The organism is Roseobacter denitrificans OCh 114 (assembly GCF_000014045.1).
Taxonomy (GTDB): Bacteria; Pseudomonadota; Alphaproteobacteria; order Rhodobacterales; family Rhodobacteraceae; genus Roseobacter; species Roseobacter denitrificans.
In genome coordinates, this window is the sequence record NC_008209.1 from 2,717,050 (window position 1) to 2,732,510 (window position 15,461).

Genomic DNA, 15,461 nt, shown 5'->3' on the forward strand with positions numbered 1-15,461 from the left:
TTATGGGAATTCTCGAAGTCAAAAACGTCAACAAGCGGTTCGGGGGCCTGCAAGCCCTCGGCGACGTGAACCTCTCCATCGCAGAGCGGTCGGTGCATGCGATCATCGGGCCGAATGGCGCGGGCAAATCCACGCTGCTCAACTGTCTGGTCGGCAAGCTGATCCCTGATACCGGATCGGTCATGTTTGACGGGCAATCCGTGCTGGGGCGCAAGCCGCATCAGATTTGTCAGATGGGCATCAGCCGGGTGTTTCAGACCCCCGAAATCTTTGGCGATCTGTCCGTCATGGAGAACATGATGATCCCCTGTTTCGCCAAACGCGACGGCGCATTCGAGCTGAACGCGATCAGCAATGTGATGTCGCAAAAGGACGTGGTCGGCGAAGCGGAACATATGCTCGAAGACATGAACATGATCGACAAGCGTGAGATGCAGGCGAGTTCCCTGTCGCGCGGCGACAAACGACGCCTTGAGATTGGCATGTGCCTCAGCCAGCAACCCCGCCTGTTGCTGCTGGATGAACCAACAGCCGGCATGGCGCGCGCCGACACGAACAACACCATTGACCTGCTGAAACAGATCAGCGACGAGCGTGACATCACCATCGCCATCATCGAACACGACATGCATGTGGTCTTCAGCCTCGCGCAGCGTATCACGGTTCTGGCGCAGGGCACGCCGCTGGTCGAAGACACGCCCGATAACATCAAGGGTCACCCGAAGGTGCGCGAAGCATACCTCGGCGAAACCCAGACTGCGGCATAAGGAGATACTGAGATGAACGTCAAACCCGATTTCTCCAAGAACGCCAATATGGCCGCAACCGCCCCGGCCTTTCTGTCGGTCTGGGACATGCATGCCTATTACGGTGAAAGCTATATCGTGCAGGGCATCAGCTTTAACGTCCATGAGGGCGAGATCCTTGCCCTTTTGGGGCGCAACGGCGCGGGCAAGACCTCGACCCTGCGCGCCATTGCGCGGCTCGGTGATCCGGAGGTACGTCACGGTGAAATCTGGCTCGATCACCAACCGCTGCACACGATGAAAAGCTATGAGGCGAGCCAGGTCGGCCTTGGTCTCGTCCCCGAAGATCGCCGCATCATCGCGGGCCTCACCGTTGAGGAGAACCTCAAACTGGCACAGATCGCACCGCCCGTTGGCTGGTCGCTGGACCGCGTCTATGACCTGTTTCCGCGCCTGCGCGAGCGGCGCACCCAGGAAGGTGTCACGCTCTCAGGCGGGGAGCAGCAGATGCTGGCGATTGCCCGCGCCCTGTGTCGCGACATCAAGGTTCTGTTGTTGGATGAACCCTATGAGGGCCTTGCCCCGGTGATCGTGGATGAGATCGAAAAGACCCTGCGCGTGATCAAGGAACAGGGTATGACCACGATCCTCGTGGAACAGAATGCGGTCCGGGCACTTGAACTCGCCGACCGCGCGGTGATCCTAGACACCGGTGGGATCGTCTTTGACGGCTCCGCCGCCGAAGTGCTCGAAAACAAGGAACTGCGCGAAGAATACCTCGCCATCTGATGCTTGCCGAACGGCGCGCATAGCGCATGACCGAATGGGCTGGGGTTTATCCCCGCGCCAGTCTTTCCAACGGTTCTGGCGCTTATGGATCGACGCCCTGCCGTCGATGAAGCCCATGTACGGCATCACGGTTCGAGGCGTTTTCCAATGGCAGAAAGCGCCTCGATCAGCGCCTCATGCGCCCCACCCGAACGCAGCCCGTCTGTCATTTGCAGGCTCAGTGTGCCCGGCGTCGCAAGCGCATCCCGTTCATCCGCAAGCAAAGACGCCCCGCCTGTCCGGGGCAGCGCCGCCAGAAACCCCGCCAGCAACTGGTGGGTGTATCGCGCCGCCTGATCCGCATCCCCGGTCTGCTGCGCCAGCCAATCAGAGGCTGTCACCATCAGGTCCAGCACGCCGGGTACAAATGCGCAGACGGCAAAGTGTTGATTGAACGCCGCTTCATCTGCCACTTTCAGAACCGGGTTTTCCGGCTCGAACAACGCGCGCAAAACCCTGTCGTCAGGGCACGCAGGCAAGGGGCAACCGCCCTGCTCGACATAGCCAAGGGGGATCGTCATGGAAATATCGCGCGCGGGTGCGCAGATCTCGGCCAGTTCACGCAAAGGCAGCCCCGCCATGACCGACACCACCTTGTGATCCGCCGAGAATCGCAAACCGGAAATCACATCGGCAGCGATATGCGGGCGCAGACATAAGAAAACGATCTGCGAGCAATCAAGTACCACCTGATTTGTCGCCACCTCAACACCATGCGAGGCCTTCAGGCTTTGTGCGGTTTCGGCGTTGCGCTCAGACACGGTCACGGCGTGCCCGCGCGATGCCAGAAAGCGGACCATAGGCGCCGCAATATGGCCGGTGCCGATGAAACCAATTTTAGTCATCCTGACGTACTCCCCACTGGGCAGACTGGCGGAATGCACCGAACCGCCTCTGTCTCAATCCCTCGAATCTGTTCCCAGATCCCGCCCGTCACGACCGGGTCAAAAGCGCGCGCAACTCCGTTTTCAGGATTTTACCGTAATTGTTTTTCGGCAAGGCCTCTAGCTTGACGTATTCCTTCGGCCGCTTGAAGCGCGCCATATGATCAAGGCACAGCTGATCCAGCCGCGCAGGGTCCACGTCGCCAACGACGAATGCGACGACCTCCTCACCCCACTCCGCATGGGGGCGTCCCACGACCGACACTTCGGTGACGCCGCTGTCGCGCAGCAAAACCTCTTCGACTTCGCGCGGGTAGACGTTCGATCCCCCCGTGATGATCATGTCTTTGGACCGGTCCTGCAGGGTCAGGTATCCATCTGCTGACATGAACCCCATGTCGCCCGTCATCAGCCAGCCGTTCAGCAGGGTCTTGGCCGTCGCCTCCGGGTTGGTCCAATATCCGGGCATGACCGTGTCGCCGCGCACCATGATTTCTCCGTGTTCTCCGACGGTGAGCGGCTTGCCGTTTTCGTCCCCAATCGCGACCTCGACCGCGGATTGCGCACGCCCGACCGATTGCAGGCGACGCGCCCAATCGGCATGCGTCCTGTCTGTCACATCCGCGCGGGACAGGGCGGTGATACCCATCGGGCATTCGCCCTGACCATAGATCTGTATGAAGACAGGCCCGAAGTGATCCACGGCCGCGATGATATCCGCGTTATACATCGGCCCACCCGCGTAGATGATCGTGCGCAGCCCCTCGCCCCGCTGGCCTGCGCCTGAGGCATATTGGGTCAGGCGGTTGACCATCGTGGGGGCCGCAAAAAGATGCGCATTCCCGAAATGCTGCGCCAGCGTCAGGATTTCATCGGGATCAAAGCCCCCCGAGGGCGGGCAAACGTGGCGCGCCCCGGCGCGGACGTGGATCATGTTGTAGATACCTGCGCCATGGCTCATCGGCGCAGCGTAGATCGTGGCATCCTCCGGGGAAACCGGGTCGATATCCGTGACGTAACACAGGCTCATCACGCTGAGCATGCGATGGGTGATCATCACCCCTTTGGGCTTGCCCGTTGTCCCGGACGTATAAAACAGCCAGGCCAGATCATCCGGGTCGCGTGGCACAATTACATCTATCGGCTCGTGCGCCCGGATGGCCTCGAACGCGGTGCCGGGCACCTCGGTCTGAGTTGTGCTGACACCGGCCTCAATGAGCGATGCGCTCAACTCCGGCGAGGTGAACACATGTTTGGCACCGCTGTTCTCAAGAATGAACGCCGCTTCACGGCCGTGTAACTTGGCATTGATCGGCACCGCCGCCGCCCCGACCGCCCAGATCCCGTAAAAGACGGTCAGATAATCCGGTACATTCGTCATGAACAGCGCCACGCGGTCACCCGACCCCACACCCTGCGCCAAAAGCCAGCCCGCCACGGCGCGGGCATCGCGCCAGAACTGGCCGTAGTCCGCCACACACTCTGTACCGAGAAAAAGCGCGGGTCGCCCGGGCGTGATCTGCGCCTGTCGCTCAAGCCAATGTGCGAGGTTCATCCCTTGCTCCTTTTGCGGGATTGGAGTTTACCTGCTCTGCGCGGCGCTGCAATAGGCGGGTTTCCATGGCGTCACCCTTCGCATATAACGAGCGCGCAAGAACAAGGGCCGACGCCGATACGGCCTGCCCAGAATATGGTCGAGGAATTCAATGACAAAAAAGAACCATGACGCAGATGTGGCATTTATTCAGGCCCTTGCAGAATTGCTGCGCGAGAATGACCTGACCGAGCTTCAGGTCAAAAGGGATTATGGCGCGGATGACAGCCTGAACGTGCGGGTCAGCCGACACCAGCAACAGGTGTTCACGCAGGTTGCCTCCCCCAACCCGGCTCCGGCGGCCGCGGCAGCACCTGCTGCTGCCACCCCTGCGGAAACCGTGGACGATCCCGCCGATCTGCCGGGTGCCGTAACCTCGCCCATGGTCGGCACGGTCTATATGCAGGCCGAACCCGGCGCTCCCGCGTTCATATCGGTTGGTGCCCAGGTGGCCGAGGGTGACACCTTGCTGATCGTCGAAGCCATGAAGACCATGAACCACATCCCGTCCCCAAGATCCGGCATCGTAAAACGCATTGTCGTCGAAGATGGCGCCGCAGTCGAATTCGGCACCCCGCTCGTTATCCTCGAATAGGAGCGACCAGCATGTTCAACAAGATTTTGATTGCCAACCGGGGCGAGATCGCGCTGCGCGTTGTGCGGGCCGCGCGCGAGATGGGCATTGCCTCAGTTGCGGTACACTCGACTGCGGACAGCGACGCGATGCATGTGCGCATGGCCGATGAAAGCATCTGCATCGGTCCACCGGCGAGCCAGCAAAGCTATCTGTCCTTTCCCGCCATCATTTCTGCCTGCGAAATTACCGGCGCAGAGGCGATACATCCGGGATACGGGTTCTTGTCCGAAAACGCGGGCTTCGTGCAGATCGTCGAAGATCACGGGATCAGCTTTATCGGGCCGACCGCCGAGCATATTCGCATCATGGGCGATAAGATCACCGCCAAGGAGACGATGAAAAACCTCGGCGTGCCCTGCGTGCCCGGCTCTGACGGCGGCGTTGCAACGCTGGAGGAAGCGCAGCGCATCGGTGCGGAAATCGGCTATCCCGTCATCATCAAGGCAACCGCGGGCGGGGGTGGGCGCGGCATGAAAGTTGCCCAGAACGCGGAAGAGATGGAAAAAGCCTTTCTGACCGCGCGCGCCGAGGGCAAATCGAATTTCGGCAATGATGAGGTCTATATCGAGAAATACCTCACCACACCCCGCCACATCGAGATACAGGTGTTTGGCGATGGCAAGGGCCGCGCGGTGCATCTGGGCGAGCGGGATTGTTCATTGCAGCGCCGCCACCAGAAAGTCTTTGAAGAGGCTCCTGGCCCATCCATTTCTGCCGAAGAGCGCATGGCCATCGGCAAGGTCTGCGCGGATGCGGTGGCGCGGATCAACTACATCGGCGCGGGCACGATCGAATTTCTCTACGAAAACGGTGAGTTCTACTTCATCGAGATGAACACGCGGCTGCAGGTTGAGCATCCGGTGACCGAAGCGATTTTCGGCGTAGACCTTGTGCGCGAACAGATTCGCGTGGCCAGCGGTATGGAGATGTCCTTCCGGCAGGAAGACCTGACAATCAACGGACATGCCATCGAAGTGCGCATCAATGCGGAGAAACTGCCGAATTTCTCACCCTGCCCCGGCCGCATCACGCAGTATCACGCGCCCGGCGGTCTTGGCGTGCGGATGGATTCCGCGCTTTATGACGGCTATTCGATCCCGCCTTACTACGACAGCCTGATCGGCAAGCTGATCGTGCATGGCCGTGATCGACCCGAGGCGCTCGCACGGCTGCATCGCGCGCTGGGGGAGTTGATCGTTGATGGCGTTGATACGACGGTGCCGCTCTTTCATGCCCTGCTGGAAGAAGAAGCCGTTCTGTCGGGTGGCTACAACATTCACTGGCTGGAGCAGTGGCTGGACGCAAACCTCAGCGCAACTTAAGGGTTTGTCGTCATGCGATTGACCCCGGATGTGCTGATGCAGGCCTATGCCACGGGCATTTTCCCGATGGCAGAGCATCGCGATGATCCGGACATTTTCTGGGTTGATCCCCTGCGCCGGGGCATCATGCCGCTGCGCGGGTTTCATATGTCCCGTTCCTTGCGCCGTCAGATGCTGCGCACGGCGTTTGATATACGGATTGACCAGGATTTCGCCGGCGTCGTGGACGGGTGCGCGGATCGCGCCGACACCTGGATTAATGACGAAATCCGCCGTCTTTACAACATCTTGCACGCGCAGGACCGGGCCCATTCGCTTGAAGTCTGGGAAGGCGACACGCTGGTCGGCGGGGTCTACGGGGTTACGCTGGGGGCTGCGTTTTTTGGCGAAAGCATGTTTTCACGCCGCAGCAACGCGTCGAAAATTGCGCTGGCCTGTCTGGTGGACCGGCTGCTTGATGGTGGCTTTGCGCTGTTTGACACGCAATTCCTGACCGAGCATCTCGCCTCTCTCGGTGCAATCGAAATAAGCCGGGCGCAATACCAAAAGCGGCTTCAGGAAGCCTGCGCCCGCCCGGCCAGTTTTCTCAATCCGCCTCTGCGCAGCCCTCAGGAGGTCGTGCAGCGCATCACCCAGATGTCATAGCGCGGATGATCCATCGCAGAAAGCGCCGGTGAAGATGCGATCATCCAGCCGGAAAAAATGAAAGCGCCGGAATCAATGTCGCGCACCTCAAGCGAGGCAAAGGCATCGCCGGACGGGTTTCCGACGGGATAGCGGCAGGCGTTCAACCGGATGCTGATCCGGTCCAGTTTCGCTGTCTGACCCTTTGGCACGATAATTTCAAAGGTTTCGCCGTTTATCCGGTCCACCCCGCGCAGCTGTGCACCCGTTGCTTCCGTTGCCGCCTGCTGCGCAAATGCGGCTGAGGCCATGAGCACAAGCGCCAAACCGCATCGCAGGATCATTCAGAGGAACCGCCCACGAATTTCAACAACAGTGACACAAGACTGACTGCGCCCTGTGTATCCTCGATCTGGTCGCCTGCCGCATAAAAATATGGCGACCCACCTGGCACGATTTCGACGAAGTTCCCGCCCAGAAGTCCTTCGGACGAAATGATGATCGCGCTGTCATCCGGGATTTCGATCCCTGCATTCAGCGAAACGGTAGTATCGGCGCGATATGTTTCGGCGTTCAGCATAACCTCGGAAACGGTGCCGATTTTGACACCTGCGAGGCGCACATCGCTGCCCACATTCACACCTTCAAGACTGCGAAAGCTCGCCTCCAGCGGGTAGGTTGACGCCCCGCCCGCATAGCCCGAAATCTGGCCAGCGTAGACCACGAATCCGATGGCGGCTGCAAGAACGCCCGCCCCGACAAGAACTTCTGTTGTGTGTTCAGCCATCTATTCTACTCCGGCGTCCAGGCCTCGTAATCACGGCGCGGTTCGGGCTCTGCGCGGCGAATGGAGCCTTTTGGCGCATAGGCCAGCGCCGTGCCTGTGAGGTTTTCCTGATGCGGCTTTTGCCACGGTTTATGGTTCAGCGGCGCTTCACTGGGCGTGGTGTCCCACGTGTGGTGCAGCCAGCCATGCCAGTCAGGGTCAACGCGGCTCGCCTCGGCTTCACCGTTGTAAATGACCCAACGACGCTTTTTGTCCTTGTTCTCGTAAAAGACATTGCCCTGGCTGTCTTCGCCCACTTTGACGCCATTGCGCCATGTCCAGAGTTGCGTGTTCAGTGTTTGCCCGTTCCACCACGTGACGGAGCGCAAAATAGAAGTCAAAAGGCCCATGGGTTTTCTCCGATCAAACCGTTACAACACCTATGGCGGATTGTACCGAAAACGTCCAGATGGATGCGCGGTTTGCCGCGTCTATTCGGGCAGCAAAGCGGTGACTTCGATCTCGATCCTGAAGTGTGGGTCAATCAGATTGCATTCGATCATGGTCGCAGCGGGCGGGTTAGCGCCAAAAGCGGCGCGCAAGAGGGGCCAACAGGATTCGAAATCAGCGGCGCGGGGCAGCATATATGTCACCCGCACCACATCCGCAAAGCCACAGCCGGCCTTTTCAAGGGCCCCCTCGATGACAGAAAGCGCTGAGGCGCATTGCTCGGTCACCGTATCGCCCTGACCAACGGTGCCCGAGACATGCACCCACCCCCCCGCGACTACAGCGCGGCAATACCCAACCTTAGTTTCAAAGGCGCCACCGGAGGAGATACGCTTGAACGACATGCTCTTGTTCTCGTTTGGTATGGTTGGCGCAAGCACAGCTCGGGGCGGTCGCATCAGTCGAGCGGGATTGCGATCTTACGGAAAAACAGGGCTCAGTGCCCCGTTTTCATGATGGGGCGCAAAGCACGCGTTAGCCCGCGCTTGCCGGTTCCTTGCTGGCGTCGGCATGGATCATCAAAGGTGCTGCATCCGAATTTACAGCCTCTTCGTTCACCACGACCTCTGTCACGCTTTCCAAGCCCGGCAGGTCAAACATGGTATCGAGCAGGATGTCCTCAAGGATGGAACGCAGCCCGCGCGCGCCTGTCTTGCGCTCAATCGCCCGTTTGGCAATGGCGGAAAGAGCGTCATCCGTGAACGTTAGTTCGGTATCTTCCAGTTCGAACAGGCGTTGGTATTGCTTCACCAACGCGTTCTTGGGTTGCGTCAGGATTGTGACCAACGCGTCCTCGTCCAGGTCTTCGAGTGTCGCAAGCACCGGCAGACGACCGACGAACTCCGGGATCAGCCCAAATTTCAGCAGGTCCTCCGGTTCGAGGTCGGTAAAGATCTCGCCGACACCCCGATCATCATTCCCGCGCACATCAGCACCGAATCCCATCGCCGAACCCTTGCCGCGTGCCGCGATGATCTTGTCGAGCCCCGCGAAAGCGCCCCCACAGATAAACAGGATGTTCGTCGTGTCGACCTGCAGGAATTCCTGCTGCGGGTGTTTGCGACCGCCCTGTGGCGGCACGGATGCAACTGTGCCTTCCATCAGCTTGAGCAAGGCTTGCTGCACCCCCTCACCCGATACATCCCGCGTGATCGAGGGGTTCTCGGATTTACGGGTGATCTTGTCGACCTCATCAATATAGACGATGCCGCGCTGCGCCCGTTCGACATTATACTCGGAGGATTGCAGGAGCTTGAGAATGATATTCTCCACATCCTCACCGACATAGCCCGCTTCGGTCAGCGTTGTGGCATCCGCCATGGTGAAAGGAACGTCCAGAATGCGCGCAAGTGTCTGGGCCAGAAGCGTTTTACCGCAACCAGTCGGGCCAATCAAAAGAATGTTGGATTTGGCCAGTTCAATATCGCCGCCTTTTTGCGCGTGATTGAGCCGCTTGTAGTGATTGTGCACCGCCACCGACAGAACGCGTTTCGCCATGGCCTGACCAATCACGTAATCATCCAGCACTGCACAGATGTCTTTCGGGGTCGGCACGCCATCAGTGGCCTTGAGCCCCGAAGCCTTGGTTTCCTCACGGATGATATCCATGCACAACTCAACGCATTCATCGCAGATGAAGACGGTCGGGCCGGCGATCAGTTTGCGCACTTCATGCTGACTTTTCCCACAAAAGCTGCAATATAGCGTGTTTTTGCCGTCTCCGCTTGAATTCGTCGCCATTTGAAACCTTTCCGGTGCCGCATCCTTTGGTGAGCCACCAGCGATCTGGTGCGCCCTCCATCCTTAGTATCAGTTTAGGCCAGCCCCAGCCCGTCCACAATCGCTAAATGGTAAACGGGCCGTCAGGCAAATGCCTCGTTACGTTTCGGCATCATCTTTGCTGCGATTTTCAACAATCTCGTCGATCAGGCCAAACTCTTTCGCCTCTTCCGGGGACATGAAATTGTCCCGCTCCAACGCGTCGACGACCTTCTTCATGGTCTGACCCGTGTGCTTGACATAAATTTCGTTCAGGCGGTCCTTGAGTTTCTGCGTCTCGGCCGCGTGGATCATGATGTCGGTCGCCTGCCCCTGATATCCGCCCGATGGCTGGTGGACCATCACACGGCTGTTGGGCAGAGAAAAGCGCATGCCCGCCTCGCCCGCAGTCAGCAGCAGGGACCCCATCGAGGCCGCCTGTCCGATCACAAGGGTCGACACCTTGGGTTTGATGTATTGCATCGTGTCATAGATCGACAACCCAGAGGTCACGACACCGCCGGGGCTGTTGATATACATGGATATCTCTTTGGCCGGGTTTTCTGCCTCAAGATGCAAAAGCTGCGCCACGATCAGCGACGACATGCCGTCATGCACAGGGCCGTTCAGAAAGATGATCCGCTCCTTCAGGAGGCGTGAGAAAATGTCATATGCACGCTCGCCCCTGCTGGTTTGCTCCACGACCATGGGAACAAGGTTCATGTAGGTTTCAATCGGATCTTTCATGTGGAATGCCTGTCTGCTGCGTCGTTGTCAGGACCATACCTGCGAACGGTTGACAGAACATTAGTGTTGGCGCGCAGGAGCCGCAAGGGGGGCTGCACAACTTTGGGTTCCGCTGTTGACCTGCGTTCCCGCAAGCCTAAGTCGCGCCAGATGTCACAGCTATTTCCCCCCTCGCATCGTGCTGCGCTTGAGCGGCTCACGGCTTTCGTTCCCAAAGCGGGGCGCGATTACGCGGCGCGCAGAAACTATGACCTTGGCCCGGGAAATCACACGCATGTGTCGACCCTATCACCCTACCTGCGCTGTCGGCTGATCACTGAAAGTGAAGTCGTCAATGCCGTCTTGCACCGCCACAGCCCGGCGGCTGCGGAAAAATTCGTGCAGGAGGTTTTCTGGCGTACCTATTGGAAAGGCTGGCTTGAACTGCGCCCGGCGGTCTGGACGCAGTATCAGATGGCCCTCGATCAGGCGTGGAATGATGTCCAGACACAGGCAGGTCTGCGTGCGCGCTGGGAAAACGCCTGTCGTGGCGAGACGGGGATCCACTGTTTCGATGCATGGGCGCGCGAGTTGGTCGAGACGGGATACCTGCACAATCACGCCCGGATGTGGTTTGCATCCATCTGGATTTTCACGCTTGAATTGCCATGGGAACTGGGCGCGGATTTCTTTCTGCGGCATCTGCTCGACGGGGATCCGGCGTCAAACACATTGGGCTGGCGGTGGGTGGCTGGCATCCAGACCCAAGGCAAAACCTATCTGGCCCGTACGAGCAATATATCGAAATTTACCGAAAATCGGTTTCACCCCAAGTGGCAACTGGCTGGCGAAGCCATTCCGCGCCATGCCCCCCTGCCCCCGGAACCCCGCAGTTTACCGGCAGGGGATGCGTTTGATCCTGCACTGCGCACCGGTTTCCTGCTGCATGAAGAAGACCTCAGCCCCGGCTTTTTCCTCAACATGGTTGACCCGCATGCCTGCGGTGTCCTGCAGCCTCAAACCAAACTCGGCCCCCTGGAAAGCGCGCCCCACATCGCCGCTTTTCGCAGCGCGGCACTGGATGATGTGACGACCCGCTGGAGCGAGCGTCTGGGCCCGCAGGCACCGTTGACTTCGCACAGCGATGTTGAGGCCTGGGCCAAGGCGCAAAACCTTGAGCAGATCGTGACGCCCTATGCGCCGGTCGGACCCGTTGCCACACTGCTGGCGCAGGCGTCAAAATCCGATCACACACCGCCGATCATCCAACTGATGCGCCCCTATGACCGAATGACCTGGCCCCATGCAACCCGTGGGTTTTTTCCGTTCAAAAAGAAACTGCCAACCTTCATCGCCGATATTCAGGCCGCGTGAGTGCCAAAGAGGATGCACAGTCGCATTACACCAGGCGCGCCGTTTTCTCTCGGCATCATGCGGGCCTGAACAGCGCCGTGGTCAATCACTTTTGCGGATTTTCACTTGATATTTCCTGCTCATTTCGGAGCTTTATCTGTGCAAAAGACGCGTAGAAGTTTCCAAAACGCGATATATTCACAAACTTCGGGCCGTGAAGCCATAGACGCATCATGGGAGCGGATCATGCGCAGGCCAGCTGCGCCATGGTTAGCGAAGCCGCAAACCGCTGTCGCGTTCAAACACCATCGCGCGGCGCTCTTCGAAAGTGACATCTACGATATCGCCCGCCGCTGCACGGTCATCGCCGCGTTCTTCCACGATGATGCGTTCGCCGGTTGGCGTGTCCAGATGCAGATAGGACACACCGCCCAAAGCTTCGGAGAGTTCCGCCTTTAACCCGCCCTGCCCCATCTGCACCACCAGATGTTCCGGCCGGACGCCAAGGACCACTGCGCTGCCAAGGGCGGGCAGTTTGACCTGCGTTGTGACCCTGCGACCCAGACCGGGCACATCAATGCCGCCCTCGACCACGGTGCCGTTGAGAAAATTCATTGCGGGCGATCCGATAAACCCGGCCACGAAGCGGTTGTCGGGATCACGGTAAAGCTCAAGCGGCGCACCCACCTGTTCGATATGACCTGCGCGCAGCACGACGATCTTGTCAGCCAGCGTCATCGCTTCGACCTGATCATGGGTGACATAGATCATCGTCGCACCGATTTCCTTGTGCAGGCGCGCGATCTCGACCCGCATTTCCACACGCAACTCCGCATCGAGATTGGAGAGCGGTTCATCAAACAGAAACACCTCCGGCCCGCGCACGATGGCGCGCCCAATGGCCACCCGCTGTCGCTGCCCGCCTGACAGGGCCTTTGGCTTGCGCTTGAGGTAATTATCCAGCTTGAGGATGTCAGAAGCGGCATGCACCTTCCTGGCGATCTCCGCCTTGGGCACACCGTTCATCTTCAGGCCGAATCCCATGTTTTCCTCGACCGTCATATGCGGATAAAGCGCATATGTCTGGAACACCATGGCGACACCGCGTTCCGAAGGGTCCATGCGCGTCACATCGCGCGCACCGATATGAATATGCCCTTCGCTGGTCTCTTCCAGCCCGGCGATCATGCGCAGCAAGGTGGACTTGCCGCACCCGGACGGCCCAACGAACACGCAGAATTCACCGTCCTTGATTTCCAGATCAATCCCATGGATCACCTGCGTTTCACCATAGCGTTTGATCGTTTTCTGAAGCGTGACACCTGTCATATGGTTACGTCCCTGTCATTTGTGGCTTTGCATCGGGAAAGCGCCAGTCCTGCACATCCGCTGCAATGGCAGTGGCAGTCCGCGCAAGACATGGCGCGAGCGCCTCCAACTGATCCAGTGAGATGATCCGCGTGGACCCCGTGATCGACAAAGCGCCCAACACCCGCCCCCCCGGCGCAAGGATCGGATGCGCGATGCAAATAATGCCGGGTTCATGCTCTTCGCGATCAAAGGCATAGCCGCGCGCCCGGATGCGACCCAATTCCGCGCAAAGTGTTTCAGCGCAGGTATATGTATTGGGGGTAAAACGGTGAAACGACTGCTGCGCGATCACCCTGTCCAGATCCGCAGACGGCAGGAAGGCCAGCATCGCCTTGCCCACGCCCGTGCAATAGGCCGGCCCGACCTTGCCTGCATCGCTGAACATCTCGACCGGTTGGGCCGCATTGCGCTTGTCCACGTAGAGCACCTGCGCATTGTCCAGTTGTGCCAGATGCACCGTCTGGTCAATCTCGGCGCTCAGCCGGTCAAGATGGGGGCGCGCAATCGGTGCCAGTGAACTCTGCGCCCATGCCGCATGGGCAAGCCGCACCAGACGCACGCCCAGGCTGTAGGTCTGACGCTCAGGGTCATAAGCCAGCATGCCTTGCGATGTGAGCGTTTGCAAAAACCGATAAAGCGTGGCCTTGGGAAACTGGCTCTGCGCCAGCAAGGTGGCAAAGCGCACAGGCTGGCCAAACTCTGCCACCTGATCCAGCACATCAAGTGCCTTGCCTACCGTTCCATCCCCGGACATGCCCAGCCGGTCCCCCCCTCATCTGTCTGTGGCACAAGGCAAAATCGCTGTGCCACCTGATTGGCGCAGGGGCATCTGCCCCATACTATGCCGCATGTTCCCGCCCACCGGGAAAAGAACACTGTTGACAGTCTAGGCAGATTGCGCTGTAGTTTTCAATATATAAAACCAAGTTTCAAATAATGAAACTCATATGATCATATGACGCAATCGTACCTTAGGGAGGACACCATGCGCTTTACCACCACATCCATGGCTTTGGCATTGGCCGGATCAACCATGATCGCAGGGGCCGCACAGGCCGAGCTGACGGGGGATCTGAAGATATTCCTCGACACCTCCAATCCGGCACCACGCGCGACGATGGAAAAGATGATCGGTGATTTCGCGGCCCTGCACCCCGATCTCAACATCGAGACGACGGTGATTGACCGCGAGGCTTACAAAACACAGATCCGCAATTTCCTGACCGCCGATGCGCCGGATGTGGCGACATGGTATGCCGCCAACCGCATGACACCCTACGTCACCGCAGGGTTGTTCGAGGATGTCTCCGACCTCTGGGCGGAGCCTGAGATCGCCGAGAACCTCGCGTCCACCAAGGGCGCAATGACGATCGACGGCAAGCAATGGGGCGTGCCCTACACCTATTATCAGTGGGGCATCTATTACCGCAAAGACATCTACGAAGAACTTGGCCTGTCCGAACCCGCAACGTTCGATGAAATGAAATCGAATTGTCAGGTCATTATCGATTCAGGTCGTGCCTGCTATACCATCGGGTCCAAATTCCTGTGGACGGCGGGGGGCTGGTTTGACTATCTCAACATGCGCACCAATGGCTTTGATTTCCACATGGCGCTGGCCGCCGGTGAGGTGAAATGGACCGATGACCGGGTCCGCGCCACCTTTGCGAACTGGCGCGAATTGATCGACATGGGCGCCTTTGTCGAGAACCATCAGAACTATTCCTGGCAGGAAGCGCTGCCCTTCATGGTCAAGGGCGAGGCTGCCGCCTACCTCATGGGCAACTTTGCCGTGGCTCCGCTGCGCGAGGCGGGTTTGACCGATGATCAGCTGGATTTCTACCAGTTCCCCGTGATCAACCCAGATGTCGCATTGGCCGAGGACGCGCCGACGGATACGTTCCACATCCCATCCGGCGCCCAGAACAAGGAAGCCGCGCGCGAATTCCTGCGCTACGTGGTCTCTGCGGATGTCCAGACCGAGATCAACAATGGCGCAAACCTTGGTCAGCTGCCGATCAACGCCAGCGCGTCGGTGGATGATGATAAATTCCTGAACGAGGGATTTGCGATGCTGTCATCCAACTCTCCGGGCGGTGTCGCGCAGTTCTTTGACCGCGACTACCCGGCGGAAATGGCTGCCGAAGCCATGCAGGGTTTGCAGGAATTCATGGTGATTCCCGACAACCTCGATGACATCCTTAACCGTCTCGACAAGGTGGCCGAGCGCGTTTACGCCAAGTAAATCCAATGTCAGGCCGGATGCTCACGCGCCCGGCCTGATGTCGCCTCGCAGGTTGGCATGCTGGCCAAAGAGGGTCCGCACGCCGCAGGAGATGCTT

At 59.0% G+C, this 15,461-nt stretch carries 17 protein-coding genes; 7 read left to right on the forward strand and 10 right to left on the reverse strand.

What is annotated here, in order from left to right; genetic code table 11:
- The first annotated feature begins 2 nt into the window (after positions 1-2).
- Both RD1_RS13095 and RD1_RS13100 read left to right on the forward strand, forming a co-directional pair.
- Positions 3-767: an ABC transporter ATP-binding protein gene (locus tag RD1_RS13095; protein WP_011568988.1), complete on the forward strand. Its 765-nt coding sequence runs from the start codon at positions 3-5 to the stop codon at positions 765-767.
- A 12-nt stretch (positions 768-779) separates the two neighbouring features.
- Positions 780-1,535 carry an ABC transporter ATP-binding protein gene (locus RD1_RS13100; protein ID WP_011568989.1) on the forward strand — a complete coding sequence of 252 codons (756 nt, stop codon included), beginning with the start codon at positions 780-782 and terminating at the stop codon, positions 1,533-1,535.
- Between the two features lie 125 nt (positions 1,536-1,660).
- Here the strand turns inward: RD1_RS13100 and RD1_RS13105 are convergent, their stop codons facing one another.
- Positions 1,661-2,419, reverse strand: a complete 759-nt coding sequence (locus RD1_RS13105; protein ID WP_011568990.1) for an NAD(P)-binding domain-containing protein — start codon at positions 2,417-2,419, stop codon at positions 1,661-1,663.
- An 88-nt stretch (positions 2,420-2,507) separates the two neighbouring features.
- Positions 2,508-4,013, reverse strand: coding sequence for a class I adenylate-forming enzyme family protein (locus tag RD1_RS13110; RefSeq protein WP_011568991.1), 1,506 nt, complete (start codon positions 4,011-4,013; stop codon positions 2,508-2,510).
- Positions 4,014-4,164: 151 nt separating this feature from the next.
- On the opposite strand from RD1_RS13110, the gene accB reads away from it, so the two are divergent.
- From accB to aat, 3 genes are read left to right on the forward strand one after another with little or no spacing between them, the layout of a single operon-like run.
- Positions 4,165-4,647, forward strand: a complete 483-nt coding sequence (accB, locus tag RD1_RS13115) for an acetyl-CoA carboxylase biotin carboxyl carrier protein (protein ID WP_011568992.1) — start codon at positions 4,165-4,167, stop codon at positions 4,645-4,647.
- Between the two features lie 11 nt (positions 4,648-4,658).
- Positions 4,659-6,011, forward strand: a complete 1,353-nt coding sequence (accC, locus tag RD1_RS13120; protein WP_011568993.1) for an acetyl-CoA carboxylase biotin carboxylase subunit — start codon at positions 4,659-4,661, stop codon at positions 6,009-6,011.
- A gap of 12 nt (positions 6,012-6,023) precedes the next feature.
- A complete protein-coding gene (aat, locus tag RD1_RS13125) occupies positions 6,024-6,656 on the forward strand; it encodes a leucyl/phenylalanyl-tRNA--protein transferase (protein ID WP_011568994.1) in 633 nt (210 codons plus the stop codon).
- On the opposite strand, the gene RD1_RS13130 is transcribed toward aat, so the two are convergent.
- From RD1_RS13130 to RD1_RS13155, 6 genes are all read right to left on the reverse strand, one after another.
- The gene (locus RD1_RS13130; protein ID WP_011568995.1) at positions 6,620-6,979 is read right to left on the reverse strand and encodes a DUF2155 domain-containing protein; all 360 of its coding nucleotides are present in this window, start codon (positions 6,977-6,979) and stop codon (positions 6,620-6,622) included. The genes aat and RD1_RS13130 overlap by 37 nt on opposite strands.
- Entirely contained in the window at positions 6,976-7,422 is a 447-nt protein-coding gene (mlaD, locus tag RD1_RS13135) for an outer membrane lipid asymmetry maintenance protein MlaD (RefSeq protein ID WP_011568996.1), read from the reverse strand. Before mlaD ends, RD1_RS13130 begins: the two co-directional genes overlap by 4 nt.
- 5 nt (positions 7,423-7,427) lie before the next feature.
- Positions 7,428-7,811, reverse strand: a complete 384-nt coding sequence (locus tag RD1_RS13140; protein WP_011568997.1) for an NADH:ubiquinone oxidoreductase subunit NDUFA12 — start codon at positions 7,809-7,811, stop codon at positions 7,428-7,430.
- 81 nt (positions 7,812-7,892) lie between these two features.
- Positions 7,893-8,255 (reverse strand): RidA family protein, encoded by a 363-nt coding sequence (locus RD1_RS13145; RefSeq protein WP_011568998.1) that lies wholly within the window; start codon positions 8,253-8,255, stop codon positions 7,893-7,895.
- A gap of 130 nt (positions 8,256-8,385) precedes the next feature.
- Positions 8,386-9,651, reverse strand: coding sequence for an ATP-dependent Clp protease ATP-binding subunit ClpX (clpX, locus tag RD1_RS13150; protein WP_011568999.1), 1,266 nt, complete (start codon positions 9,649-9,651; stop codon positions 8,386-8,388).
- 138 nt (positions 9,652-9,789) lie between these two features.
- Positions 9,790-10,416, reverse strand: a complete 627-nt coding sequence (locus RD1_RS13155; protein WP_011569000.1) for an ATP-dependent Clp protease proteolytic subunit — start codon at positions 10,414-10,416, stop codon at positions 9,790-9,792.
- A gap of 150 nt (positions 10,417-10,566) precedes the next feature.
- Here RD1_RS13155 and RD1_RS13160 point away from each other — a divergent pair, with 150 nt between their 5' ends.
- Positions 10,567-11,769, forward strand: coding sequence for an FAD-binding domain-containing protein (locus tag RD1_RS13160; protein WP_044033139.1), 1,203 nt, complete (start codon positions 10,567-10,569; stop codon positions 11,767-11,769).
- A gap of 249 nt (positions 11,770-12,018) precedes the next feature.
- Here the strand turns inward: RD1_RS13160 and RD1_RS13165 are convergent, their stop codons facing one another.
- Together RD1_RS13165 and RD1_RS13170 are read right to left on the reverse strand one after the other, a co-directional pair.
- On the reverse strand, positions 12,019-13,077 hold the full coding sequence (locus RD1_RS13165; protein ID WP_011569002.1) for an ABC transporter ATP-binding protein: 1,059 nt from the start codon (positions 13,075-13,077) through the stop codon (positions 12,019-12,021).
- Positions 13,078-13,081: 4 nt separating this feature from the next.
- Positions 13,082-13,873 carry an IclR family transcriptional regulator gene (locus tag RD1_RS13170; protein ID WP_011569003.1) on the reverse strand — a complete coding sequence of 264 codons (792 nt, stop codon included), beginning with the start codon at positions 13,871-13,873 and terminating at the stop codon, positions 13,082-13,084.
- A gap of 231 nt (positions 13,874-14,104) precedes the next feature.
- Between RD1_RS13170 and RD1_RS13175 the strand changes: the two genes are divergently transcribed.
- Positions 14,105-15,364, forward strand: coding sequence for an ABC transporter substrate-binding protein (locus RD1_RS13175; RefSeq protein WP_011569004.1), 1,260 nt, complete (start codon positions 14,105-14,107; stop codon positions 15,362-15,364).
- Positions 15,365-15,461 lie beyond the last annotated feature (97 nt).